Raw genomic sequence first — 22,846 nt, forward strand, 5'->3', positions numbered from 1 at the left:
ATGAGCAACACACGTATTGCGTTTATCGGTGCGGGCAACATGGCGGCCAGCCTGATCGGCGGCCTGCGCGCCAAGGGCCTGGAAGCCGCACAGATCCGCGCCAGCGACCCGGGTGAAGAAACCCGCGCCAAAGTCAGTGCCGAACACGGCATCGAAACTTTCGCCGACAACGCCCAGGCCATCGACGGCGTCGATGTGATTGTGCTGGCAGTCAAGCCACAGGCGATGAAAGCCGTGTGCGAGGCGATTCGCCCAAGCCTGAAACCGAATCAACTGGTGGTCTCCATTGCCGCTGGCATCACTTGCGCCAGCATGACCGCCTGGCTTGGCGAGCAGCCAATCGTGCGCTGCATGCCCAACACCCCGGCACTGCTGCGACAGGGCGTCAGCGGTTTGTACGCGACCAGCGAAGTGACCGCCGAGCAGCGTCAGCAAGCCGAAGAGCTGCTGTCCGCCGTCGGCATTGCCCTGTGGCTGAACGAAGAGCAGCAACTCGATGCGGTCACCGCCGTCTCCGGCTCCGGCCCGGCGTACTTCTTCCTGCTGATCGAAGCCATGACTGCTGCTGGCGTCAAACTCGGCTTGCCGAAGGACATCGCTGAACAACTGACTCTGCAGACCGCACTCGGCGCCGCACACATGGCCGTCTCCAGCGACGTTGACGCTGCTGAACTGCGCCGCCGTGTGACCTCGCCAAATGGCACTACGGAAGCTGCAATCAAATCATTCCAGGCCAATGGCTTCGAAGCCCTGGTCGAAACCGCACTCGGCGCCGCCGCGCACCGCTCGGCCGAAATGGCCGAACAACTGGGCAAATAAGGAGCCTTACATGATTGGATTGAACACCGCAGCGGTTTACGTGCTGCAAACCCTCGGCAGTCTGTACCTGCTGATCGTGCTGCTGCGCTTCGTCCTGCAACTGGTACGGGCGAACTTCTACAACCCGCTGTGCCAGTTCGTGGTCAAGGCGACCCAGCCGCTGCTCAAGCCACTGCGCCGGATCATTCCGAGCCTGTTTGGTCTGGACATGTCGTCGCTGGTGCTGGCGATTCTGGTGCAACTGGCGCTGATGGCGTTGACCCTGCTGCTGACTTACGGCACCACCGGCAACCCGCTGCAACTGTTTATCTGGTCGATCATCGGCGTGACCGCACTGTTCCTGAAGATCTTCTTCTTCGCCCTGATCATCAGCGTGATTCTGTCGTGGGTTGCGCCGGGCAGCCACAATCCCGGCGCTGAACTGGTCAACCAGATCTGCGAGCCGGCGCTGGCGCCGTTCCGCAAGTTCCTGCCGAATCTTGGCGGTCTGGACCTGTCGCCGATCTTCGCCTTCCTCGCGCTGAAACTGATCGACATGCTGGTGATCAACAATCTGGCGGCGATGACGATGATGCCGGAAATCCTGCGCTTGCTGATGTGAGCTGGTTCCGTTGGGACGGTGACGACTTGATCCTCGAGTGTCACCTGCAACCGGCAGCCCGCAGCGATGACTTCGCCGGGCTGCACGGTGATCGTTTGAAGATTCGCCTGACTGCGCCGCCGGTCGAGGGTAAGGCCAATGCTTATCTGATGGGCTTTCTAGCCAAGGCGTTTGGCGTTTCCAAGAGCCAGGTCAGTTTGCTCAGTGGTGAGCTGAACCGGCAGAAGCGGGTGAAGATCTGCTCGCCGAAGAAGTTGCCGGATTTGCCTGGGTTGGTTGGGCGCTTGTCTTGAGTTTCGCGGCGTCTGTACCCCTCACCCCAGCCCTCTCCCCCTGGAGAGGGAGCCGATCTATGGTGTTTTCAAAACTTGAGTTCGACTCCATAGCTCAGGTCGGCGTAGTTCAAAAGAACACCTCGGTCAGTCCCCTCTCCCTCCAGGAGAGGGAGCCGATTTTGGTGGTTTTCAAGGCCTGAGTTCGACTCGATAGATCAGGTCGGTGCAGCTCAAAAGAACACCTCGGTCAGTCCCCTCTCCCTCTGGGAGAGGGCTAGGGTGAGGGCTGCTTGCCGCTAACCCCCCCGGTCTTTAGACTTACGCCTCATTTCAACGAGAGCAGGGTCGATGCCAACTGCCTTTCCCCCCGATTCTGTTGGTCTGGTGACGCCGCAAACCGCGCACTTCAGCGATCCGCTGGCGCTGGCCTGTGGCCGTTCGCTGGCCGCCTATGACCTGATCTACGAAACCTACGGCACGCTGAACGCGCAGGCGAGCAACGCCGTGCTGATTTGCCATGCCTTGTCCGGCCATCACCACGCTGCCGGCTATCACAGCGTCGACGACCGCAAACCCGGTTGGTGGGACAGCTGCATCGGCCCGGGCAAGCCGATCGACACCAACAAGTTCTTCGTGGTCAGCCTGAATAACCTCGGCGGCTGCAACGGCTCCACCGGCCCGAGCAGCATCAACCCGGAGACCGGCAAACCGTTCGGTGCCGATTTCCCGGTGCTCACCGTGGAAGACTGGGTGCACAGCCAGGCGCGGCTGGCCGACCTGCTCGGCATCGGCCAGTGGGCAGCCGTGATCGGCGGCAGCCTCGGCGGCATGCAGGCGCTGCAATGGACCATCACTTACCCGGATCGTGTGCGTCACTGCCTGGCCATCGCCTCGGCACCGAAGCTGTCGGCGCAGAACATCGCCTTCAACGAAGTGGCGCGTCAGGCGATCCTCACCGACCCGGAATTCCACGGCGGTTCGTTCCAGGAAGCAGGTGTAATCCCCAAGCGCGGGCTGATGCTGGCGCGGATGGTCGGCCACATTACTTACCTGTCCGACGATTCGATGGGCGAGAAATTCGGCCGCGGCCTGAAGAGCGAGAAGCTCAACTACGACTTCCACAGCGTCGAGTTTCAGGTCGAAAGCTACCTGCGTTATCAGGGCGAAGAGTTCTCCGGACGCTTCGACGCCAACACCTATCTGTTGATGACCAAGGCACTGGATTACTTCGATCCGGCGGCGAACTTCGACGATAACCTGGCGAAAACCTTTGAAAACGCCACGGCCAAGTTCTGCGTAATGTCGTTCACCACCGACTGGCGCTTCTCCCCGGCCCGCTCGCGGGAACTGGTGGATGCGCTGATGGCGGCACGCAAAGACGTCAGTTATCTGGAAATCGACGCACCGCAGGGCCACGACGCCTTCCTGATTCCGATCCCGCGCTACTTGCAGGCGTTCGGCAATTACATGAACCGCATCACGTTGTGAGAAAGCCATGAGAGCTGATCTGGAAATCATCCAGGAATGGATCCCCGCCGGCAGCCGCGTCCTCGACCTCGGTTGCGGTGACGGCGAGCTGCTGACCTGGCTGCGCGACAACAAGAATGTCACCGGTTATGGCCTGGAAAACGACGCCGACAACATCGCCGAGTGCTTGGCCAAGGGCATCAACGTCATCGAGCAGGATCTGGACAAGGGGCTGGGCAACTTCGCCAGCAACAGTTTCGACATCGTCGTCATGACCCAGGCCCTGCAAGCCGTGCACTACCCGGACAAGATCCTCGACGAAATGCTCCGGGTCGGTCGCCAATGCATCATCACCTTCCCGAATTTCGGTCACTGGCGCTGCCGCTGGTACCTGGCAAGCAAGGGGCGCATGCCGGTGTCGGAATTTCTGCCGTACACCTGGTACAACACACCGAACATTCACTTCTGCACCTTCGAAGACTTTGAAGAACTTTGCCGCGAACGTGATGCGAAGGTCATTGATCGGCTTGCCGTGGATCAACAGCACCGTCACGGGTGGGCCAGTAAGCTATGGCCTAATCTGTTAGGTGAGATCGGTATCTACCGCGTCAGCAGCCCGCAGCTTGCAGACCACAAAGTCGCGGTCTGAATCCCGTCATTTCGAGGAGCACGATCATGGGTCGTTTAGCGTTGTTGTTATTGACTGCCTGCCTGAGCGCCAGCGCCATGGCGGCCGACGTCATCAAGGGCGAGCGCAAGGAAACCTTTGGCGACGTCACGGTGCACTACAACACTTTCAACTCGACGTTTCTGACGCCGGACATCGCCAAGGCAGCGGAGCTGATCCGCAGCAAAAATCAGGGCGTGATCAATGTCTCGGTGATCAAGGACGGCAAACCACTGATCGCCAACGTCACCGGCATGGTCAAAGACCTGACCAGCCAGAGCGTGCCGCTGAATTTCCGCCAGATCACCGAACAGGGCGCGATCTATTACATCGCCCAATACCCGGTGCCTCAGCAGGAAACCCGCACCTTTGAGATCAAGGTGCAGAACGGCGACAAGATCAACACCATCAATTTCAACCAAGAACTCTTTCCCGGCGAATGATGAACATCAAGCAGCTCGTACTGGCCAGCCATAACGCCGGCAAACTCAAAGAACTCCAGGCCATGCTCGGCGAATCGGTGCAACTGCGCTCGATTGGCGAGTGGAGCAAGGTCGAGCCGGAAGAAACCGGTCTGTCGTTCGTCGAGAATGCGATCCTCAAGGCACGCAACGCCGCACGCATTTCCGGGTTGCCGGCACTGGCCGACGACTCCGGTCTGGCGGTGGATTTCCTTGGCGGTGCACCGGGCATCTATTCGGCGCGTTATGCCGACGGCAAGGGCGATGCGGCGAACAATGCCAAATTGCTCGATGCACTGAAAGATGTGCCGGAAGCCGAGCGCGGTGCGCAGTTCGTCTGCGTGCTGGCATTGGTGCGTCACGCCGATGATCCGTTGCCGATCCTCTGCGAAGGCCTGTGGCACGGACGCATCCTGACGGCCGCCAGCGGCGAGCACGGTTTCGGTTATGACCCGCTGTTCTGGGTGCCGGAGCGTGATGTGTCCAGCGCCGAACTGAGTCCGGCCGACAAGAACCAGATCAGCCACCGCGCCCGTGCAATGGATCTGCTGCGCCAGCGTCTGGGCCTGAAATGACCCGTGACTCTTCTGCGCCGTCGCTGATTGTCGGCGGCGCCGCTTCTTCGCCTCGGGCACCGTTGCCAACGCTGCCGCCCCTGGCGCTGTACATCCACATCCCGTGGTGTGTGCGCAAATGCCCGTATTGCGACTTCAACTCGCACACTGCCAGCCCGGTGTTGCCTGAGCAGGAATACGTTGATGCGCTGCTGGCCGATCTCGATCAGGATCTGCACGCCGTGTACGGTCGTGAAATCAGTTCGATCTTCTTTGGTGGCGGCACGCCGAGCCTGTTCAGCGCCGAAGCCCTCGGGCGGCTGCTGGAAGGCGTCGAACAGCGGATTCCGTTTGCCCACGACATCGAAATCACTCTGGAAGCCAATCCCGGCACCTTCGAGCAAGAGAAGTTCGTCGCCTATCGCAAGTTGGGGATCAATCGCCTGTCGATCGGTATCCAGAGCTTCCAGCAGGAAAAGCTCAAAGCGCTGGGGCGGATTCACAACGGTGACGAAGCGGTACGCGCGGCCGGTATGGCGCGGCAGGCCGGGTTCGATAACTTCAACCTCGACTTGATGCACGGTTTGCCCGATCAGTCGCTGGACGATGCCCTCAGCGATCTGCGCCAGGCCATCGCGCTGAATCCAACGCACATTTCCTGGTATCAGCTGACGCTGGAGCCGAACACCGTGTTCTGGAACCAGCCGCCGGTGCTGCCGGAAGATGACACGCTGTGGGACATTCAAGAGGCCGGGCAAGCGCTGCTGGCGGAACACGGTTATGCGCAATACGAAGTGTCGGCTTATGCCCAGGCGGGTCGGCCCGCGCGGCACAACCTCAATTACTGGAGTTTCGGCGACTTCATCGGCATTGGCGCGGGAGCCCACGGCAAGCTGAGTCATCCGGACGGACGCATCGTCCGTACCTGGAAGACGCGTCTGCCGAAGGACTATCTCAATCCGGCAAAAAGCTTTCAGGCCGGCGAGAAAGCACTGACCAACGACGAGATGCCGTTCGAGTTTCTGATGAACGCTTTGCGCCTGACCGCAGGCGTCGAATCGCGCCTGTATCCTGAGCGCACCGGGCTGTCGCTGGAAAGCCTCGCTGAAGGCCGGGCAGCGGCAGAACAAAGCGGTCTGTTGCAGGTCGAACCGTCACGTCTGGCGGCCACCGAGCGCGGACAGCTGTTTCTCAACGACTTGCTGCAACAATTTCTGACCTGACTTCAGTCCCAAGGGAAAACGCATGGATTTGATACTCGACCTGCTCGCCACCGTCTCCCGCTGGAGCCGCAGCAACCTCTCGGAAATCGCCCTGGCGCTGGTCGGCTGCCTGCTGGTGCTGTTCGGCGCCGACTTCAAAGGCTGGGTTGAGCAACGCCTGGGCAGCATCGCCGGCGCCCTGCGCGTGCCATTGATGGCGCTGCTCTGCGTGATCGGCAGCGGTGCGGCGCTGATCTATGCAACGCCTTGGGTTATCAAGGGTTTGAGCCAGTTCAACAACTACAGCCTGGCGCCAGTCCTGCTGGTGGTGCTGGTGCTGATCGGCGTCGTCGCCGACCGCCGCTGATCTTTCAGCACACCCAAAACGACTGTAGGAGTGAGCCTGCTCGCGATTGCGGTCTGACATTCAACCTCTTCGGTGACTGTCAGCCCGCAATCGCGAGYAGGCTCACTCCTACATTTTTACCGCGTGATGCTCAGGACTGTTTTTCGAACTTCAGGTCCCACACGCCATGGCCCAGTCGTTCGCCGCGGCGTTCGAACTTGGTGATCGGGCGTTCGGCCGGGCGTGGTACGCACTTGCCGTCTTCGGCGAGATTGCGGTAGCCCGGGGCGACGTTCATCACTTCCAGCATGTACTCGGCGTACGGTTCCCAGTCGGTGGCCATGTGCAGAATGCCGCCAACCTTCAACTTGCTGCGCACCAGTTCAGCGAACGAGGCCTGAACGATGCGACGCTTGTGGTGACGGCTCTTGTGCCACGGATCCGGGAAGAACAGCATCAGGCGATCGAGGCTGTTGTCGGCGATGCAGCGGTTGAGCACTTCGATCGCGTCGCAATCGTAGACGCGCAGGTTGGTCAGGCCTTGCGTCAGCACGCCATTGAGCAGCGCACCGACACCCGGACGGTGCACTTCAACGCCGATGAAATCCTGATCTGGTGCGGCCGCTGCCATTTCCAGCAGCGAGTGGCCCATGCCGAAACCGATCTCCAGCGAGCGCGGTGCCGAACGGCCGAACACTTGATCGTAATCCACCGGCGCGTCGGCCAGCGGCAGCACGTACAGCGGCGTGCCTTGATCCAGACCTTTCTGCTGGCCTTCGGTCATGCGCCCGGCGCGCATCACGAAACTCTTGATGCGGCGGTGTTGGCGCTCGTCGCCTTCTTCCGTCTGGATAGGCGTGTCGTTCGATTCAGTCATCAATGGCTCTTACTTGATCAGACCATCCAGCGGCGAGGAGGCGCTGGCATAGAGTTTTTTCGGCATACGGCCAGCGAGGTAGGCCAGACGGCCTGCAACGATGGCGTGTTTCATGGCTTCAGCCATCATCACCGGCTGCTGGGCGTGGGCGATGGCCGAGTTCATCAGCACCGCATCGCAACCCAGTTCCATGGCGATGGTCGCATCGGACGCAGTGCCGACACCGGCATCGACCAGCACAGGGATTTTGGCTTCTTCGAGGATGATCTGCAGGTTGTACGGGTTGCAGATCCCCAGACCGGAACCAATCAAACCGGCCAGCGGCATGACCGCGATGCAGCCGATTTCCGCCAGTTGGCGGGCGATGATCGGGTCATCGCTGGTGTACACCATCACGTCGAAGCCTTCCTTGACCAGCGTTTCTGCGGCCTTAAGGGTTTCGATGACGTTAGGGAACAGGGTCTTCTGGTCGGCCAGCACTTCCAGCTTCACCAGATTGTGGCCATCGAGCAGCTCACGGGCCAGGCGGCAGGTGCGCACGGCTTCGATGGCGTCGTAGCATCCAGCGGTGTTCGGCAGGAAGGTGTAGCGCTCCGGCGACAGCACGTCGAGCAGGTTCGGTTCGCCTTCGATCTGGCCCAGGTTGGTGCGGCGCACGGCGAAGGTGACGATCTCGGCACCCGAGGCTTCGATGGCCTGACGGGTTTCTTCCATGTCACGGTACTTGCCGGTACCGACCAGCAAACGCGACTGGTAAGTACGACCGGCCAGCACAAAAGGCTTGTCGCTACGAACGATGCTCATGGGGAATCCTCTTTAGGAGTGAGGGTCTTGCAGAATTCTGTGCCCTTGCAGACCTGGCGATCAGCCGCCGCCGATGGCGTGCACCACTTCGACGTTGTCACCATCATTGAGGGTGGTGTCGGCATGCTGGCTGCGCGGGACGATATCCAGATTGAGTTCGACTGCCACTCGACGTCCGGTCAGTTCCAGACGAGTGATCAGGGCCGCAACGGTCTCGCCGTCGGGCAGTTCAAGGGATTCGCCGTTCAACTGAATGCGCATGCGTAACGCCGCCATCATTTTTAGGGGCTGGCATTCTAGCCCGATCATGACCTAAAGGTCAGCACCAAGCGTCAAGCGGTTGGTTGCAAGCGCCAGGCGGCGAGGCCCAGGCATAGCCAGCCAATCAGGAACGCCAGGCCACCAAATGGGGTGATGATGCCGAGCTTGCTGATGCCGGTCATGGTCAGCACATACAGACTGCCAGAGAACAACAGGATGCCAATGGTGAATGACACGCCGGCCCAAGTGACCAGTCGGCCCTGAATCCGCGTGGCCAACAGCGCCACACCAAACAGCGCCAAGGTGTGCACCAATTGATAGGTGACGCCGGTATGGAAGATCGCCAGATACTCGGGTGTCAGGCGGTTTTTCAGGCCATGGGCGGCGAATGCACCCAAGGCGACCCCGGTGAAACCGAAAAAAGCGGCCAGCATCAAAAAGCCACGCAGCATTGGGAACTCCAGTCAGACGCGATCGGCAGGGTCTGTATAATGGCCCGCTCCACCGGTTCGGCCAAGCCATCTCTATGCTGCGTACTATTTTCCGTCGTCTCACGAAGGCCCTGCTCTGGTTCGCGGGCGGCAGCATTTTGCTGGTGCTGGTGTTTCGCTTCGTGCCACCGCCGGGCACGGCGTTGATGGTCGAGCGCAAAGTCGAATCCTGGGTCGATGGCGAGCCGATTGACCTGCAACGTACCTGGAAGCCATGGGACGAGATCTCCGATGACCTCAAAGTCGCGGTCATGGCCGGTGAGGATCAGAAGTTTCCCGAGCATTGGGGCTTTGATTTCAGTGCGATCCAGGCAGCGTTGGCCCACAACGAGCTTGGCGGGTCGATTCGCGGCGCCAGCACCTTGAGCCAGCAGGTGTCGAAAAACCTGTTTCTGTGGGCCGGCCGCAGCTATCTGCGTAAAGGCCTGGAGGCGTGGTTTACCGCGCTGATCGAGGTGTTCTGGCCCAAGCAGCGGATTCTTGAGGTGTATCTCAACAGCGTCGAGTGGGATGACGGGGTGTTTGGCGCCGAAGCCGCAGCCCGCCATCACTTTGGTGTGAGCGCAAAGTCGTTGTCGCGGCAGCAGGCGAGTTATCTGGCGGCTGTTCTGCCCAACCCTCGGGTGTGGAGCGCTAGCCATCCGACCGCTTATGTCTCGCGCCGGGCCGGGTGGATTCGTCAGCAGATGAGTCAACTGGGTGGGGATAGTTATCTGTTGGGGCTCAACGATTCGCGCCGCGCACCTTGGTCTGAATAACGCTGAAGATCCCCTGTGGGAGCGAGCTTGCTCGCGAATGCGGTGGATCATTCAGCAGTGGCGGTGACTGACTCTCCGCTTTCGCGAGCAAGCTCGCTCCCATATGGATTTTGTGTGAAGCCTGAAATGAAAACGCCCCGATCATCGCTGATCGGGGCGTTTTTTTATTGCCTGCTCGCCGGTTATGCGGCGATCGACAACTTGAGCTTGTTCATCGCGCTCTTCTCGAGCTGACGGATCCGCTCGGCCGACACGTTGTACTTCTGCGCCAGGTCGTGCAGCGTGGCTTTCTCTTCGGCCAGCCAGCGCTGGTAAAGGATGTCGCGGCTACGTTCGTCCAGCACTTCCAGCGCTTCGTGCAGGTTGTGGTTGGAGTTGTCGCTCCAATCGGCATCTTCCAGTTGACGCGCCGGGTCGTACCGGTGGTCTTCCAGGTAGTTGGCCGGCGACTGGAAAGCGCTGTCGTCGTCGGCTTCAGCAGCCGGGTCGAAAGCCATGTCATGGCCGGTCAGGCGACTTTCCATTTCGCGCACTTCACGCGGCTCGACGCCGAGGCTTTCCGCCACACGGTGGACTTCCTCGTTGTTCAGCCACGCCAGACGTTTTTTCTGGCTGCGCAGGTTGAAGAACAGCTTGCGCTGGGCCTTGGTGGTCGCGACTTTCACAATGCGCCAGTTGCGCAGGATGAACTCGTGAATTTCCGCCTTGATCCAGTGCACGGCGAACGACACCAGACGCACGCCCATTTCCGGGTTGAAGCGCTTCACAGCCTTCATCAGGCCGACGTTACCTTCCTGGATCAGGTCAGCCTGAGCCAGACCGTAGCCGGAATAGCTACGGGCAATGTGTACGACAAAACGCAGGTGGGCGAGCACCATCTGCCGAGCCGCCCCCAAATCCTGCTCATAGTAGAGACTCTCGGCCAGTTCACGCTCCTGCTCCGGCGTCAGCAATGGAATGCTGTTGACGGTGTGCACGTAGGCTTCCAGGTTCGCACCCGGAACCAACGCATACGCAGGTTGCAAAGAATTGGTCATACGAAAAAACCTCCCACTTACATACTCGTGCCTCTCGGCACTGCGAAAAATTGACCGGGAATTCAAGTGCAAGTTCCCAAAAAAACCGCGAGGTCAATCACGCGCAAAAAAGATTCTACTTCGGCGCCAGCTCCCTGAGATGGCGTGCGACTGCAATCCATGCACCGATATAACCCAACAGCACCGCGCCAAGCAAGAGCGACAGACCGTCGGCAACTGGCACTCCGGCCAGCGCGAAATCACTGCCGTACAAGCCGGCCAGTCCAACCACCGCATCGTTCAGCCAGTTCAGGCCGAACGCCAATACACCCCAGGACAGTAGCCCCGCACCGAAGCCATACAACGCGCCCATATAAAGGAAAGGGCGACGCACATAACTGTCAGTGCCGCCGACGAGTTTAATCACTTCTATCTCGGTGCGGCGGTTTTCAATATGAAGACGAATGGTATTGCCTATCACCAAAAGTAATGCAGAAACCAGCAGCACCGTCAGACCGAAGACAAAACGATCGCCAAGCTTGAGGATCGCGGCCAAACGCTCGACCCAGACTAGATCAAGTTGCGCCTGTTGTACCTTGGGCAATTCGGAAAGTTTTTGTCTTAATGCTTCCAGCGTCGGCTTGTCGACCTCGTTCGGGGTGACCAGCACCACGCCCGGCAACGGGTTCTCCGGCAGCTCGCGCAGGGCTTCGCCCAACCCGGATTGCTGCTGAAACTCTTCCAGCGCCTGATCGCGGCCGACATATTCAGCATCCGCTACGCCGGGCATGCCTTTGATCTGCTCGCGCAACGACTCGCCCTGCTCCGGGCTGGCGTCGAGTTGCAGATACAGCGAAATCTGCGCCGCACGCTGCCACGAACCGCCAAGACGCTCGACGTTGTTGAGCAACAGGGACAAGCCCATTGGCAGACTCAGCGCGACCGCCATCACCATGCAGGTGAAGAAGCTGCCGATCGGCTGCTTGCCGAGACGACGCAGGCTGTCGAGCAGACTGGCGCGATGGCTTTCGACCCAGGCACGGAACAGCGTGGCGAAGTCCGGGCCATCGTCTTCGTCGTGTTTTTTCTTCTTCGGTGGCTGCGGATCGGCGGCTTTCGGGGCCACGCGTTCGGAAACCTTCGGACTGCGTGTGGCACTCATTCTCCGGCCTCCCCGTCGCCAATCAATCGGCCGCGTTGGAGGGTCAGCATGCGGTGACGCATGCGCGCGATCAGTGCCAGGTCGTGACTGGCGATCAGCACGCTGGTGCCCAGACGGTTGATGTCTTCGAATACGCCCATGATTTCCGCCGCCAGACGCGGGTCGAGGTTACCGGTCGGTTCGTCCGCCAGCAGCAAGGCCGGGCGGTGCACGATGGCGCGGGCGATGCCGACGCGCTGTTGCTGACCGGTGGACAGGTCGCCCGGGTACAGATCGGTTTTATCCGACAGCGCCACGCGCTCCAGCGCCGAGTCGACACGCTTGGCGATTTCGGCCTTGGACAAGCCAAGAATCTGCAGCGGCAAGGCGACGTTGTTGAACACCGTGCGATCGAACAGCAGTTGGTGATTCTGGAACACCACGCCGATCTGCCGACGCAGGAACGGAATCTGCGCGTTGCTGATGGTGCTCAGGTCTTGCCCGGCCAGCAGCAGTTTGCCGCTGGTCGGACGCTCCATCGCCAGCAACAGGCGCAACAACGTGGATTTACCGGCGCCGGAGTGGCCGGTGACAAACAAGAACTCGCCACGACGGACTCGAAAGCTCAGCTCATGCAAGCCGACGTGACCGTTCGGGTAGCGTTTACCGACCTGTTCGAAACGAATCATGAACGCTCCCGCTCGGCAAACAGTGCCTGGACAAAGGGTTCGGCTTCAAAGGTACGCAAATCGTCGATGCCTTCACCGACGCCGATGTAGCGGATCGGTAAGCCGAACTGCTTGGCCAGGGCGAAAATCACCCCGCCCTTGGCGGTACCGTCGAGCTTGGTCAGCGCCAGGCCGGTCAGTTCGACGGTCTGGTTGAATTGCTTGGCCTGGTTGATGGCGTTCTGGCCGGTGCCGGCGTCGAGCACCAGCAGCACTTCGTGCGGCGCGTCGGCGTCGAGCTTGCCGATCACCCGGCGAACTTTTTTCAGTTCTTCCATCAGGTTGTCTTTGGTGTGCAGGCGACCGGCGGTGTCGGCGATCAATACATCGATACCACGGGCCTTGGCGGCCTGCACGGCGTCGAAGATCACCGAAGCCGAGTCGGCGCCGGTGTGCTGGGCGATGACCGGGATCTTGTTGCGCTCGCCCCAGACTTGCAGCTGTTCCACGGCAGCGGCGCGGAAGGTGTCACCGGCGGCGAGCATGACTTTCTTGCCTTCCAGTTGCAGCTTCTTCGCCAGTTTGCCGATGGTGGTGGTTTTGCCGGCGCCGTTGACGCCCACCACCAGAATCACGAACGGCTTGTTCTGCGAAACGATTTTCAGCGGTTGTTCGACCGGCTTGAGCATCGCCGCCAGTTCGGCCTGCAGGGATTTGTACAGCGCGTCGGCGTCGGCCAGCTCTTTGCGGGCGACCTTCTGGGTCAGGCGCTGGATGATCTGCGTGGTGGCTTCGACGCCGACGTCGGCGGTGAGCAGACGGGTTTCGAGGTCATCGAGCAGATCGTCATCGATGGTTTTGCGGCCGAGGAACAGGCTGGCCATGCCCTCGCCGATGCTGGCGCTGGTTTTCGACAGGCCTTGCTTGAGGCGGGCGAAGAAACCGGCTTTGGCTTCTTCGGTGCGCGGGGCTTCGACTGGGGCCTCGGTAACCACTTCAACCGGCACAACTGGAGCAGCGACGACCGGTGCAGGTGCAGGTGCAGGCTGTTGAACAACTGGCGCAACAAACACGGGCGCAACAGGCTCGACAACCGGCTCAACCACCGGCGCCGGAGCAACCTCTGGAACGAACGCAGCAGGCGCAGGAATCATCGGGGTGATATGCGGCGCAGCCTCTTCAACCAACGCCACCGGCTCTTCCGCCACCGGCAAGGTCAGCCACGGTTCAGCCGCAGGAGTCAGTGGTAGCTCAGCCGCCACAGGCGCTTCAGGCTCAGGCTCAACCGGTTGCAACACCGGCTCGGCAATCGGCAGCACAATCGGTGCCGGCTCTTCTTCTATGACTGGCGCCGGCGCAGGCGCTGGCTCAGGAGTCACCGGCGGCTGTTCGACGACGGGTTCCTGCGGTTTCTTACGCAGCCATCCGAACAGGCTTTTCTTCTCGCCAGCCGCAGCTGGGGTCTTCTTGTCGTCGTTGGAACCAAACATGGAGGACGGCTATCTCACGGTAGCGACGCGCCATAAGGGCGCCCCGGCAAATAAATATTCGATGCAGAACAGACTGTGTTTCATCCAGCTTGTTCACGCGCAACATTTTGTCGAGGCGCCAGCGGCACCTCAAAGAATCGTATAAACGAAGGACTAAACCGGCAAATTCGGCGAAAAAGCGAAGTTTAGTCGATAAACCGTAGCTTTCTGCCGCAAACCCATTCAGCCAGATCAGGTCTGAAAACCTGATAGGCGTGGTCGCCGGTAAAACGGATCAGTATCCTAGCACCCTCTCGCCCGCCGACGCTAAGACCAAGCGGGCAGCCCAACAGGTTAAAAAACGAATGAATGCTCTAGCCCGCCGCGCTGCAGGCCTGCTGCTCAGCACAGTCTGCCTGCCCCTTTCGGCCCTGGCGGCCGACCCGCAACCGACTCACGAATTCACCCTCGACAACGGCCTCAAGGTCGTCGTGCGCGAAGACCATCGCGCGCCGGTGGTGGTCTCGCAGGTCTGGTACAAGGTCGGCTCCAGCTACGAAACCCCGGGCCAGACCGGTCTGTCCCACGCGCTTGAGCACATGATGTTCAAGGGCAGTGAAAAAGTCGGTCCCGGCGAAGCCTCGCTGATCCTGCGTGACCTCGGCGCCGAAGAGAACGCCTTCACCAGCGACGACTTCACTGCCTATTACCAGGTGCTGGCCCGCGACCGTCTGGGTGTAGCGTTCGAACTGGAAGCCGACCGCATGGCCAATCTGCGCCTGCCGGCCGACGAGTTCGCCAAGGAAATCGAAGTCATCAAGGAAGAGCGCCGTTTGCGCACCGATGACAAGCCGATGTCCAAGGCTTACGAGCGCTACAAGGCCATGGCCTACCCGGCCAGCGGTTACCATACGCCGACCATCGGCTGGATGGCCGACCTCGACCGGATGAAAGTCGAGGAGCTGCGCCACTGGTACCAATCCTGGTACGTGCCGAACAACGCCACGCTGGTCGTAGTCGGTGACGTTACTCCGGACGAAGTGAAAACCCTCGCTCAACGCTACTTCGGCCCAATCGCCAAACGCGACGTGCCGCCAGCGAAAAAACCGCTGGAGCTGGCCGAACCCGGCGAACGCCAGATCACCCTGCACGTGCAGACGCAATTGCCTAGCCTGATGCTCGGTTTCAACGTGCCAAGCATCGCCACGGCTGAAGACAAGCGCTCGGTCAACGCCCTGCGCCTGATCTCGGCCCTGCTCGACGGCGGTTACAGCGGGCGCATCCCGACGCAACTGGAGCGCGGCGAAGAGCTGGTCTCCGGCGGTTCGTCGAGCTACGACGCCTATACCCGTGGCGACAGTCTGTTCACCCTGGCGGCAACCCCGAACACCCAGAAGAAAAAGACCATCGCGCAAGCCGAGGCAGGTCTGTGGAAGCTGTTGGAACAGCTGAAAACCACCGCGCCGTCCGCTGAAGAACTGGAGCGCGTGCGAGCACAAGTGATTGCCGGTCTGGTCTTCGAACGTGATTCGATCACCAGCCAGGCCACCGCTATTGGCCAACTGGAAACCGTCGGTCTGTCGTGGAAACTGATGGACACCGAACTCGCCGATCTGGAAAGCGTGACCCCGCAAGACATCCAGAACGCCGCCAAGCTGTATTTCACCCGCGAACGTCTCAGCGTCGCCCACGTCCTGCCACTGGAGACGACTCATGAGTAAGCGCAAATCCCCACGCCTGCTGCTCGGCCTGATCGCCGTGGCGGTGATCGGCTCTGCCGCGCTGTACCTGTCGCCTGGCGCTGACAGCAATGCCAGCGAAGCCCTCGACAACGCCAAGACCAGCCAGAAGCTGCAATCACTGACCGAACTCGACGGCAAGGCCCCGGCCAGCCGCAAACTCGACGTGCAAACCTGGAACACCGCCGAAGGCGCCAAAGTATTGTTCGTCGAAGCCCATGAGCTGCCGATGTTCGACATGCGCCTGATCTTCGCCGCCGGCAGCAGCCAGGACGGCAGCGCGTCGGGTCTGGCGGTGCTGACCAACGCAATGCTCAACGAAGGTGTCGCCGGTAAAGACGTCGGCGCCATCGCGCAAGGCTTCGAAGGCCTCGGTGCGGATTTCGGCAACGGTGCTTTCAAGGACATGGCGCTGGCTTCGCTACGCAGCTTGAGTGCCACCGACAAGCGTGAACCGGCGCTGAAGCTGTTTGCGGAAGTGGTTGGCAAACCGACCTTCCCGGCCGATTCGTTCGCACGCATCAAGAACCAGCTGCTCGCCGGTTTCGAATACCAGAAACAGAACCCCGGCAAACTCGCCAGCCTTGAGCTGATGAAGCGCTTGTACGGCGATCATCCGTACGCGCATTCGAGTGACGGTAACCCGCAGAGCGTGCCGAAGATCACCCTCGCGCAGTTGCGTGAGTTCCACGCCAAGGCCTACGCCGCTGGCAACGTGGTGATCGCGCTGGTCGGCGACCTGTCGCGGGCGGACGCCGAAGCAATTGCCAATCAGGTCTCTTCTGCCCTGCCGAAAGGCCCGGCGCTGGCGAAGATCGCCCAGCCACAGGAACCGAAGGCCAGCACAGGCCATATCGAGTTCCCGTCGAAGCAGACCAATCTGATGATCGCGCAACTGGGTATCGACCGTGACGATCCGGATTACGCCGCGCTGTCGATGGGCAACCAGATCCTCGGTGGCGGCGGTTTCGGCACGCGCCTGATGAGTGAAGTGCGCGAGAAGCGCGGCCTGACCTACGGCGTGTACTCGGCGTTCAGCCCGATGCAGGTACGTGGCCCGTTCATGATCAACCTGCAAACCCGCGCAGAAATGAGCGAGGGCACCCTGAAACTGGTGCAGGACGTGCTCGCTGACTACCTGAAAACCGGGCCGACGCAGAAGGAACTCGACGACGCCAAACGCGAACTGGCCGGCAGCTTCCCGCTGTCCACCGCGAGCAATGCCGATATCGTCGGCCAACTCGGCGCGATGGGCTTCTATAATCTGCCGCTGAGCTACCTGGATGACTTCATGCGTCAGTCGCAAAGCCTGACCGTGGAGCAAGTCCGCGACGCTCTGAACAAACACCTGAGCACGGACAAAATGGTCATCGTCACCGCTGGCCCGACCGTGCCGCAAAAGCCGTTACCGGCCCCATCTGATAAACCTGCCGAGCAACCGCTCGGGGTTCCGGAGCATTAATGGCGACTCGAGCACCCAAGAAACCTGCGCAAAATGTTCACAACGGTGTGAACCAGTTGCGCATCATTGGCGGCCAATGGCGCAGCCGCAAGCTGAGCTTCCCCGACGCACCGGGCCTGCGCCCGACGCCGGATCGCGTGCGTGAAACCTTGTTCAACTGGCTCGCACCGTACGTTGAAGGGGCCAAGGTGCTTGATCCGTTCGCCGGCAGTGGCGCGCTGTTTCTCGAAGCGCTGTCCCGTGGCGCGGCCATGGGTCAGGCGCTGGATGCCAGCAACATTGCAGTGTCCAGCCTGAAAGAACACCTCGGCACGCTGCGCTGCACCAACGGCCAGGTACAGACCGCCGACGCCCTGCGTTATCTGGAAACCCAGACCGCAACTCCGTTCGATCTGGTATTCCTCGACCCGCCGTTCAACCAGAACCTGCTGCCTGCCGTCTGCACCTTGCTCGAAGAGCGCCAGTGGCTGGCGCCGGACTCGTGGATCTACACTGAAAGCGAAACGGCGCCATCGACGCTGGGCCTGCCGGGCAACTGGCGCCTGCATCGCGAGCAGAAATCCGGCCGGGTTTATTACGCGTTGTGGCAACGTACGGCAGAGATCGCCGGTTAACCGACCGGTCTGAATAAGCGGCGCCCCTTCCAACAGGGTCGCCGCTCTGCATCGAGAACCATCGTGTCCGCCTCTTCAGAACGCTTCAACCCCGCCTTCGGCCTCGGCAATCCGCACCTGCAAACATTGTGGGGGCCGCTGTGGCGCAAAACCGTACATATCGAGCGTGACCGCGAACGCCTGTGGCTTGAGGATGGCGACTTTCTCGATCTCGACTGGCACGGCCCGCACACCGCCGATGCACCACTGGTGCTGGTATTGCACGGCCTGACCGGCTCCTCCAATTCACCTTATGTAGCGGGCATCCAGAAGTCACTGGCTGATCAAGGCTGGGCCAGTGTTGCGTTGAACTGGCGCGGCTGCTCTGGCGAACCGAATCTGCTGCCGCGCAGCTATCACTCCGGCGCCAGCGAAGACCTCGCCGAAACCATCAGACATCTGCGCGCCAAACGACCGCTGGCACCGCTGTATGCCGTCGGCTACTCCCTGGGCGGCAACGTGCTGCTCAAACACCTCGGGGAAACCGGCAGCGCCAGCGGCGTGCTCGGCGCCGTAGCGGTATCAGTGCCGTTTCGCCTCGACCAATGCGCCGACCGCATCGGCCAGGGGTTTTCCAAGGTCTATCAGGCGCACTTCATGCGCGAGATGGTCGCCTATATCAAGAACAAGCAGCGGCAGTTTCAACACGACGGGCGTGAAGAAGGACTCGCCGCGCTGGCCGCCCTCGGCTCGCTGGAAAACATGCGCACCTTCTGGGATTTCGATGGCCGGGTAACCGCGCCGTTGCACGGGTTCGAGGATGCCGAGGATTACTATCGCCGCGCTTCTAGCCGCTATTTCCTCGGCGAGATCCGCACGCCGACCCTGATCATTCAGGCGGCGGACGATCCTTTCGTGTTCCCGCACAGTTTGCCGCAGGCCAATGAGCTATCGGCGTCAACCGTCTTCGAATTGCAGGCACGCGGTGGGCATGTCGGCTTTGTCGAAGGCTCGCTGCGTCAGCCCGGTTACTACCTGGAGCGGCGCATCCCGCAGTGGCTGGCTCGCGTGTCCGCATGAGCGATCAGGGCGAGTCGATCCGCTTCTGGCAAACCGCGCCGCTGGCCGGGGTCGAGTTGCTGTCGGCGCGCTACATCGAGCATCGCTTCGCCCCGCATGTGCATGACGGCTATGTGATCGGCATGATCATGGCCGGCGCCCAGCGTTATCGCTATCGCGGCGCCGAGCATCTGGCGGGCAGCGGCACGCTGGTACTGATCAATCCGGACGAGCTGCATACCGGGCACAAGGGCACCGAGGACGGCTGGCTGTACCGGGCGTTTTATCCCGATACCGCGCAAATCGTTTCGCTGCTGGATGAGCTGGAGCTGTCCACCAGCAACCTGCCGGCGTTCGGCGCCACGTTGTATCGCGATGCGGATCTGGTCAACGGCTTTGCGCAGTTGCACCGTCTGCTCGAAAGCCCGACCACCGCGCTGCAACAGCAGACGGTGTGGCGCGAGATGATGTTGCGGCTGTTGCAGCGCCATGCGGCAGTGCCCGTGCCCGGCCGAGCCGGCAAGGAACACCGCGCGGTGCTGTTGGGCAAAGAACTGCTGCGCGCGCAACTGGCGGCGCCGCCATCGCTGGAAGAGCTCGCGGCGGCGGTCAATCTGTCACCCTTCCATTTCGCCCGAGTATTCCGTCGCGCCACCGGCATGCCGCCGCACACCTGGCTGATGCAGCAGCGCATCGCACAGGCCCGCGCACTCCTGCAGCACGGCTGCTTGCCGGTTGAAGTCGCCACGCAACTGGGCTTTGCCGACCAGAGCCATCTGAGTCGACAGTTCAAGCAGGCTTATGGTGTCGGGCCCGCCGCTTACCGCAGCGCCCGACAGCTTCCTTCAGACAACGAATAACCAAAGTGGGAGCGAGCCTGCTCTCGAAAGCGGTTGTTCATTCAACATTAATGTCGACTGATCCGACGCCTTCGCGAGCAGGCTCGCTCCCACAGGTGTTGGTTATTCGCCGGTGGTGATACCGCGCGAAGGCTCGTTGATCCACTCACTCCACGATCCGGCATACAACGATCCCAACGGATAACCCGCCAGACACAAGGCAAACAGGTTGTGACACGCCGTCACGCCGGACCCGCAATACGCAACCAGATCCGCTGGCGAACGCTCACCGAGCTTCGCGGCAAAACGCTGCTTGAGTTGATCCGCCGGCAGGAATTGTCCATCGCTGCCGAGGTTGTCGGTGAACGCCGCGCATTGCGCACCGGGAATATGCCCGGCAACCGGATCAATCGGCTCGACCTCACCTTTGAAACGCGGCAAAGCCCGGGCATCGATCAACGTCAGCGCCGGTTGACCAAGGCGCTGTTGCAGTTGCTCGGCGCTGAGCAGCAGGCGGGTGTCCGGCTGGCCACTGAAATTGCCACGGGTAACCGTCGGCGCATCCAGGCTCAGCGGGAGCCCCGCCGCATGCCACGCCTTGAGCCCGCCATCGAGAATGAACACGCCATCGCGCTTGCCCAGCCACGCCAGCAACCACCACGCCCGTGCCGCGTAGGCACCGGGACCGTCGTCGTACAAAACCACGTCGCTGTCCTTGTTGATGCCCCACGCCTGCAGCCGCTCGATCAACGCCGCCGGCTCGGGCAACGGGTGACGGCCAGTCACGCCTTTGACCACTTTACCGCTGAGGTCACGCTCAAGGTCGGCAAAGCTCGCCCCGGCAATGTGCCCTTCGGCATAGCTGCGCTGACCGTAGTCCGGGTCTTCGAGGGCAAAACGACAATCGAGAATCACCAGTCCCGGCTGCACCTTGCGGGCGTCCAGTGCTTCGGGGCTGATCAGTTGCGCAATCGGCATAACGGGCTCCCTGAGGGATTTCAACAGAACGGTTTATTTCACGTCTTCGAGGGCCTGGGCCAGCGGCACGTAGAACTCCTCGAACAACGCATTGACCTCGTCACGCGCCTGCTCGGTGACAAACCCGGCTTCAAGCACCAGTACCTGATACACGCCACGTTTAATAGCTTGTTCACTGAGGTGGTTGGAGTTTTCGCGCGTAGTGCACAGGAAGCGCACCCAGGACGTCAGGATGATCCAGGCATTGAGGGTCAGGGATTCGATCTGCACGCGATCCATATCAAGGATCCCGGCGGAAACAAAACCTTCGTAGATCGCCGCGCCCTGAATCACGCAGCGCTGGGAAAAGCGCCGATAGCGGGCGGCCAGTTCCGGATCGCTGTCGAGCAGATGCTCCAGATCGCGGTGCAGAAAGCGGTAGCGCCACATCGCCGAGAGCAATTCCTTGAGATAGAAACGCTTGTCCTCGACCGTCGCCGCGCGCCCCTGCGGCGGACGCAGAAAGCTGTCCACGAGGCTTTCGTACTCACTGAACAACACGGCGATGATCGCCTGCTTGTTGGGGAAGTGGTAGTACAGGTTGCCCGGAGAAATCTCCATGTGGGCGGCAATATGATTGGTGCTGATGCTGCGCTCACCCTGCTGATTGAACAGTTCAAGGCTGTTCAGCACGATACGCTCGCTGGTTTTTATTCGTGGGGCCATGGCTTGAGCTTTAATTCAGAGTGCGTTGGGGAGCATCTTACGACCTAACCGGAAATGGATAAAACACTGCCGTGCAAGGAAGTCATTTGACTTTCTAGAGCATAGACTCTAAAAAGTTCATCACTACAATAAATCCGGAGCAGACCATGACTGCCGACGTTGCTTACCTGCAAACGCTGCAACAACCGCTGGCCGAACTGGACCGGTTGTTCGAGGCGCAGCGGGCTGCGTATGCCGCCAATCCGATGCCGCCCGCCGCCCAGCGCCAGCAATGGCTCAAGGCCCTGAGTGATTTGCTCAGCAACGAGCGTCAGGCCTTGATCGAGGCGATCAGCTCCGATTTCAGCCATCGCAGTGGCGACGAAACCTTGCTCGCCGAACTGATGCCGAGCCTGCACGGCATTCATTACGCCAGCCGCCATCTCAAAGGCTGGATGAAAGCTTCGCGGCGCAAGGTCGGCATCGCGTTTCAGCCCGCTTCGGCAAAAGTGGTGTATCAGCCTCTGGGCGTAGTCGGCGTCATTGTGCCGTGGAATTACCCGTTGTATCTGGCGGTTGGCCCGCTGGTTGGCGCCTTGGCGGCGGGTAACCGGGTGATGCTCAAACTCAGTGAATCAACCCCCGCCACCGGCCTATTGCTCAAGGAATTGCTGGCGCGGATCTTCCCCGAAGACCTGGTCTGCGTGGTGCTCGGTGAAGCCGACATCGGCGTGGCGTTCTCGCGCTTGCGCTTCGACCACTTGCTGTTTACCGGCGCCACCAGCATCGGCAAACACGTGATGCGCGCCGCCGCCGAAAACCTCACCCCGGTCACCCTGGAACTGGGCGGCAAGTCGCCGGCCATCGTCTCCCGCGATGTACCGCTCAAAGATGCCGCCGAGCGCATAGCCTTCGGTAAAACCCTCAACGCCGGCCAGACCTGCGTTGCCCCGGATTACGTGCTGGTGCCGGAAGACCGGGTCGGTGCTTTTGTCGAAGCCTATCGCCAGGCGGTGCAGGGTTTTTACCCGACACTCACCGACAATCCGGACTACACGGCGATCATCAACGAACGCCAACTGGCGCGGCTCAACGGTTATGTAAGCGACGCCACCAGCAAGGGCGCGCTGTTGATTCCGCTGTTCGAGCAGGGCCAGGGCCGACGCATGCCACACAGTGTGCTGCTGAATGTCAGCGATGAGATGACGGTGATGCAGGACGAAATCTTCGGCCCGCTGCTGCCGATCGTGCCGTATCAGGACCTGGAGCAGGCATTTGCTTACATCAATCAGCGGCCACGTCCTCTGGCTCTTTACTACTTTGGCTACGACAAACGCGAACAGAACCGGGTGCTACACGAAACTCATTCCGGCGGTGTGTGCCTGAACGACACCTTGCTGCATGTGGCTCAGGACGATATGCCATTCGGTGGCATCGGCGCTTCGGGCATGGGCCACTACCACGGTCACGAAGGCTTCCTGACCTTCAGCAAAGCCAAGGGCGTGCTGATTAAACAGCGCTTCAACGCAGCCCGACTGATTTACCCGCCCTACGGCACATCGATTCAGAAACTGATCCAGAAGCTGTTCATTCGCTAAACCTTTGTCACCGCCGG

26 protein-coding genes are annotated in these 22,846 nt (G+C 60.9%); 16 read left to right on the plus strand and 10 right to left on the minus strand.

What is annotated here, in order from left to right; translation table 11 throughout:
• The 9 genes from proC (at position 1) to AC1DVF_RS01110 (ending at position 6,413) form a co-directional block, all read left to right on the plus strand.
• Positions 1 to 819, plus strand: coding sequence for a pyrroline-5-carboxylate reductase (gene proC / locus AC1DVF_RS01070; protein WP_093429835.1), 819 nt, complete (start codon positions 1 to 3; stop codon positions 817 to 819).
• A gap of 10 nt (positions 820 to 829) precedes the next feature.
• Complete coding sequence (locus AC1DVF_RS01075) at positions 830 to 1,420, plus strand: YggT family protein (protein ID WP_099757419.1); 591 nt, start codon at positions 830 to 832, stop codon at positions 1,418 to 1,420.
• On the plus strand, positions 1,417 to 1,713 hold the full coding sequence (locus AC1DVF_RS01080; RefSeq protein ID WP_007913642.1) for a DUF167 domain-containing protein: 297 nt from the start codon (positions 1,417 to 1,419) through the stop codon (positions 1,711 to 1,713). The genes AC1DVF_RS01075 and AC1DVF_RS01080 overlap by 4 nt, the downstream gene beginning before the upstream one ends.
• 330 nt (positions 1,714 to 2,043) lie before the next feature.
• The gene (metX, locus tag AC1DVF_RS01085) at positions 2,044 to 3,183 is read left to right on the plus strand and encodes a homoserine O-succinyltransferase MetX (RefSeq protein WP_093429832.1); all 1,140 of its coding nucleotides are present in this window, start codon (positions 2,044 to 2,046) and stop codon (positions 3,181 to 3,183) included.
• Positions 3,184 to 3,190: 7 nt separating this feature from the next.
• Positions 3,191 to 3,811, plus strand: a complete 621-nt coding sequence (metW, locus tag AC1DVF_RS01090; RefSeq protein ID WP_257356538.1) for a methionine biosynthesis protein MetW — start codon at positions 3,191 to 3,193, stop codon at positions 3,809 to 3,811.
• Positions 3,812 to 3,837: 26 nt separating this feature from the next.
• Entirely contained in the window at positions 3,838 to 4,272 is a 435-nt protein-coding gene (locus AC1DVF_RS01095; RefSeq protein ID WP_477781890.1) for a DUF4426 domain-containing protein, read from the plus strand.
• Positions 4,269 to 4,865, plus strand: a complete 597-nt coding sequence (rdgB, locus tag AC1DVF_RS01100) for an RdgB/HAM1 family non-canonical purine NTP pyrophosphatase (RefSeq protein WP_008083802.1) — start codon at positions 4,269 to 4,271, stop codon at positions 4,863 to 4,865. Before AC1DVF_RS01095 ends, rdgB begins: the two co-directional genes overlap by 4 nt.
• Positions 4,862 to 6,067: a radical SAM family heme chaperone HemW gene (hemW, locus tag AC1DVF_RS01105; RefSeq protein WP_257356540.1), complete on the plus strand. Its 1,206-nt coding sequence runs from the start codon at positions 4,862 to 4,864 to the stop codon at positions 6,065 to 6,067. Before rdgB ends, hemW begins: the two co-directional genes overlap by 4 nt.
• Before the next feature lie 22 nt (positions 6,068 to 6,089).
• Positions 6,090 to 6,413: a DUF3392 domain-containing protein gene (locus AC1DVF_RS01110; RefSeq protein WP_007913629.1), complete on the plus strand. Its 324-nt coding sequence runs from the start codon at positions 6,090 to 6,092 to the stop codon at positions 6,411 to 6,413.
• A gap of 130 nt (positions 6,414 to 6,543) precedes the next feature.
• On the opposite strand, the gene trmB is transcribed toward AC1DVF_RS01110, so the two are convergent.
• The 4 genes from trmB to AC1DVF_RS01130 form a co-directional block, all read right to left on the minus strand.
• On the minus strand, positions 6,544 to 7,269 hold the full coding sequence (gene trmB, locus AC1DVF_RS01115; protein WP_186620036.1) for a tRNA (guanosine(46)-N7)-methyltransferase TrmB: 726 nt from the start codon (positions 7,267 to 7,269) through the stop codon (positions 6,544 to 6,546).
• A 9-nt stretch (positions 7,270 to 7,278) separates the two neighbouring features.
• Positions 7,279 to 8,073: a thiazole synthase gene (locus AC1DVF_RS01120; RefSeq protein WP_007913621.1), complete on the minus strand. Its 795-nt coding sequence runs from the start codon at positions 8,071 to 8,073 to the stop codon at positions 7,279 to 7,281.
• Positions 8,074 to 8,133: 60 nt separating this feature from the next.
• Positions 8,134 to 8,334, minus strand: a complete 201-nt coding sequence (gene thiS, locus AC1DVF_RS01125) for a sulfur carrier protein ThiS (RefSeq protein ID WP_122604433.1) — start codon at positions 8,332 to 8,334, stop codon at positions 8,134 to 8,136.
• A gap of 71 nt (positions 8,335 to 8,405) precedes the next feature.
• Positions 8,406 to 8,786: a DUF423 domain-containing protein gene (locus AC1DVF_RS01130; protein ID WP_477781891.1), complete on the minus strand. Its 381-nt coding sequence runs from the start codon at positions 8,784 to 8,786 to the stop codon at positions 8,406 to 8,408.
• Positions 8,787 to 8,860: 74 nt separating this feature from the next.
• Here AC1DVF_RS01130 and mtgA point away from each other — a divergent pair, with 74 nt between their 5' ends.
• Positions 8,861 to 9,583 carry a monofunctional biosynthetic peptidoglycan transglycosylase gene (gene mtgA, locus AC1DVF_RS01135; protein WP_422610240.1) on the plus strand — a complete coding sequence of 241 codons (723 nt, stop codon included), beginning with the start codon at positions 8,861 to 8,863 and terminating at the stop codon, positions 9,581 to 9,583.
• Between the two features lie 182 nt (positions 9,584 to 9,765).
• Here mtgA and rpoH read toward each other — a convergent pair whose 3' ends face one another.
• The 4 genes from rpoH to ftsY form a co-directional block, all read right to left on the minus strand.
• On the minus strand, positions 9,766 to 10,620 hold the full coding sequence (gene rpoH / locus AC1DVF_RS01140; protein ID WP_003229146.1) for an RNA polymerase sigma factor RpoH: 855 nt from the start codon (positions 10,618 to 10,620) through the stop codon (positions 9,766 to 9,768).
• A 115-nt stretch (positions 10,621 to 10,735) separates the two neighbouring features.
• Positions 10,736 to 11,761, minus strand: a complete 1,026-nt coding sequence (ftsX, locus tag AC1DVF_RS01145; RefSeq protein WP_077574909.1) for a permease-like cell division protein FtsX — start codon at positions 11,759 to 11,761, stop codon at positions 10,736 to 10,738.
• On the minus strand, positions 11,758 to 12,429 hold the full coding sequence (gene ftsE, locus AC1DVF_RS01150) for a cell division ATP-binding protein FtsE (protein WP_008065082.1): 672 nt from the start codon (positions 12,427 to 12,429) through the stop codon (positions 11,758 to 11,760). The genes ftsX and ftsE overlap by 4 nt, the downstream gene beginning before the upstream one ends.
• Positions 12,426 to 13,898, minus strand: coding sequence for a signal recognition particle-docking protein FtsY (ftsY, locus tag AC1DVF_RS01155; RefSeq protein ID WP_477781892.1), 1,473 nt, complete (start codon positions 13,896 to 13,898; stop codon positions 12,426 to 12,428). The genes ftsE and ftsY overlap by 4 nt, the downstream gene beginning before the upstream one ends.
• A gap of 344 nt (positions 13,899 to 14,242) precedes the next feature.
• Here ftsY and AC1DVF_RS01160 point away from each other — a divergent pair, with 344 nt between their 5' ends.
• The 5 genes from AC1DVF_RS01160 (at position 14,243) to AC1DVF_RS01180 (ending at position 19,590) form a co-directional block, all read left to right on the plus strand.
• The gene (locus AC1DVF_RS01160; RefSeq protein ID WP_477781893.1) at positions 14,243 to 15,598 is read left to right on the plus strand and encodes a M16 family metallopeptidase; all 1,356 of its coding nucleotides are present in this window, start codon (positions 14,243 to 14,245) and stop codon (positions 15,596 to 15,598) included.
• On the plus strand, positions 15,591 to 17,078 hold the full coding sequence (locus tag AC1DVF_RS01165) for a M16 family metallopeptidase (RefSeq protein WP_186620041.1): 1,488 nt from the start codon (positions 15,591 to 15,593) through the stop codon (positions 17,076 to 17,078). The genes AC1DVF_RS01160 and AC1DVF_RS01165 overlap by 8 nt, the downstream gene beginning before the upstream one ends.
• Positions 17,078 to 17,692, plus strand: coding sequence for a 16S rRNA (guanine(966)-N(2))-methyltransferase RsmD (rsmD, locus tag AC1DVF_RS01170; RefSeq protein WP_093429823.1), 615 nt, complete (start codon positions 17,078 to 17,080; stop codon positions 17,690 to 17,692). The genes AC1DVF_RS01165 and rsmD overlap by 1 nt, the downstream gene beginning before the upstream one ends.
• A gap of 63 nt (positions 17,693 to 17,755) precedes the next feature.
• Positions 17,756 to 18,751 (plus strand): hydrolase, encoded by a 996-nt coding sequence (locus AC1DVF_RS01175; protein WP_477781894.1) that lies wholly within the window; start codon positions 17,756 to 17,758, stop codon positions 18,749 to 18,751.
• Positions 18,748 to 19,590: an AraC family transcriptional regulator gene (locus tag AC1DVF_RS01180; protein ID WP_427119131.1), complete on the plus strand. Its 843-nt coding sequence runs from the start codon at positions 18,748 to 18,750 to the stop codon at positions 19,588 to 19,590. Before AC1DVF_RS01175 ends, AC1DVF_RS01180 begins: the two co-directional genes overlap by 4 nt.
• Before the next feature lie 102 nt (positions 19,591 to 19,692).
• Here the strand turns inward: AC1DVF_RS01180 and AC1DVF_RS01185 are convergent, their stop codons facing one another.
• Both AC1DVF_RS01185 and AC1DVF_RS01190 read right to left on the minus strand, forming a co-directional pair.
• Entirely contained in the window at positions 19,693 to 20,547 is an 855-nt protein-coding gene (locus tag AC1DVF_RS01185) for a sulfurtransferase (RefSeq protein WP_477781895.1), read from the minus strand.
• A 33-nt stretch (positions 20,548 to 20,580) separates the two neighbouring features.
• A complete protein-coding gene (locus AC1DVF_RS01190; protein ID WP_099757428.1) occupies positions 20,581 to 21,252 on the minus strand; it encodes a TetR/AcrR family transcriptional regulator in 672 nt (223 codons plus the stop codon).
• A 128-nt stretch (positions 21,253 to 21,380) separates the two neighbouring features.
• On the opposite strand from AC1DVF_RS01190, the gene AC1DVF_RS01195 reads away from it, so the two are divergent.
• Positions 21,381 to 22,829, plus strand: a complete 1,449-nt coding sequence (locus AC1DVF_RS01195) for a coniferyl aldehyde dehydrogenase (RefSeq protein ID WP_477781905.1) — start codon at positions 21,381 to 21,383, stop codon at positions 22,827 to 22,829.
• The last annotated feature ends 17 nt before the right edge of the window (positions 22,830 to 22,846 follow it).

Source organism: Pseudomonas sp. P4_D7 (assembly GCF_056401755.1).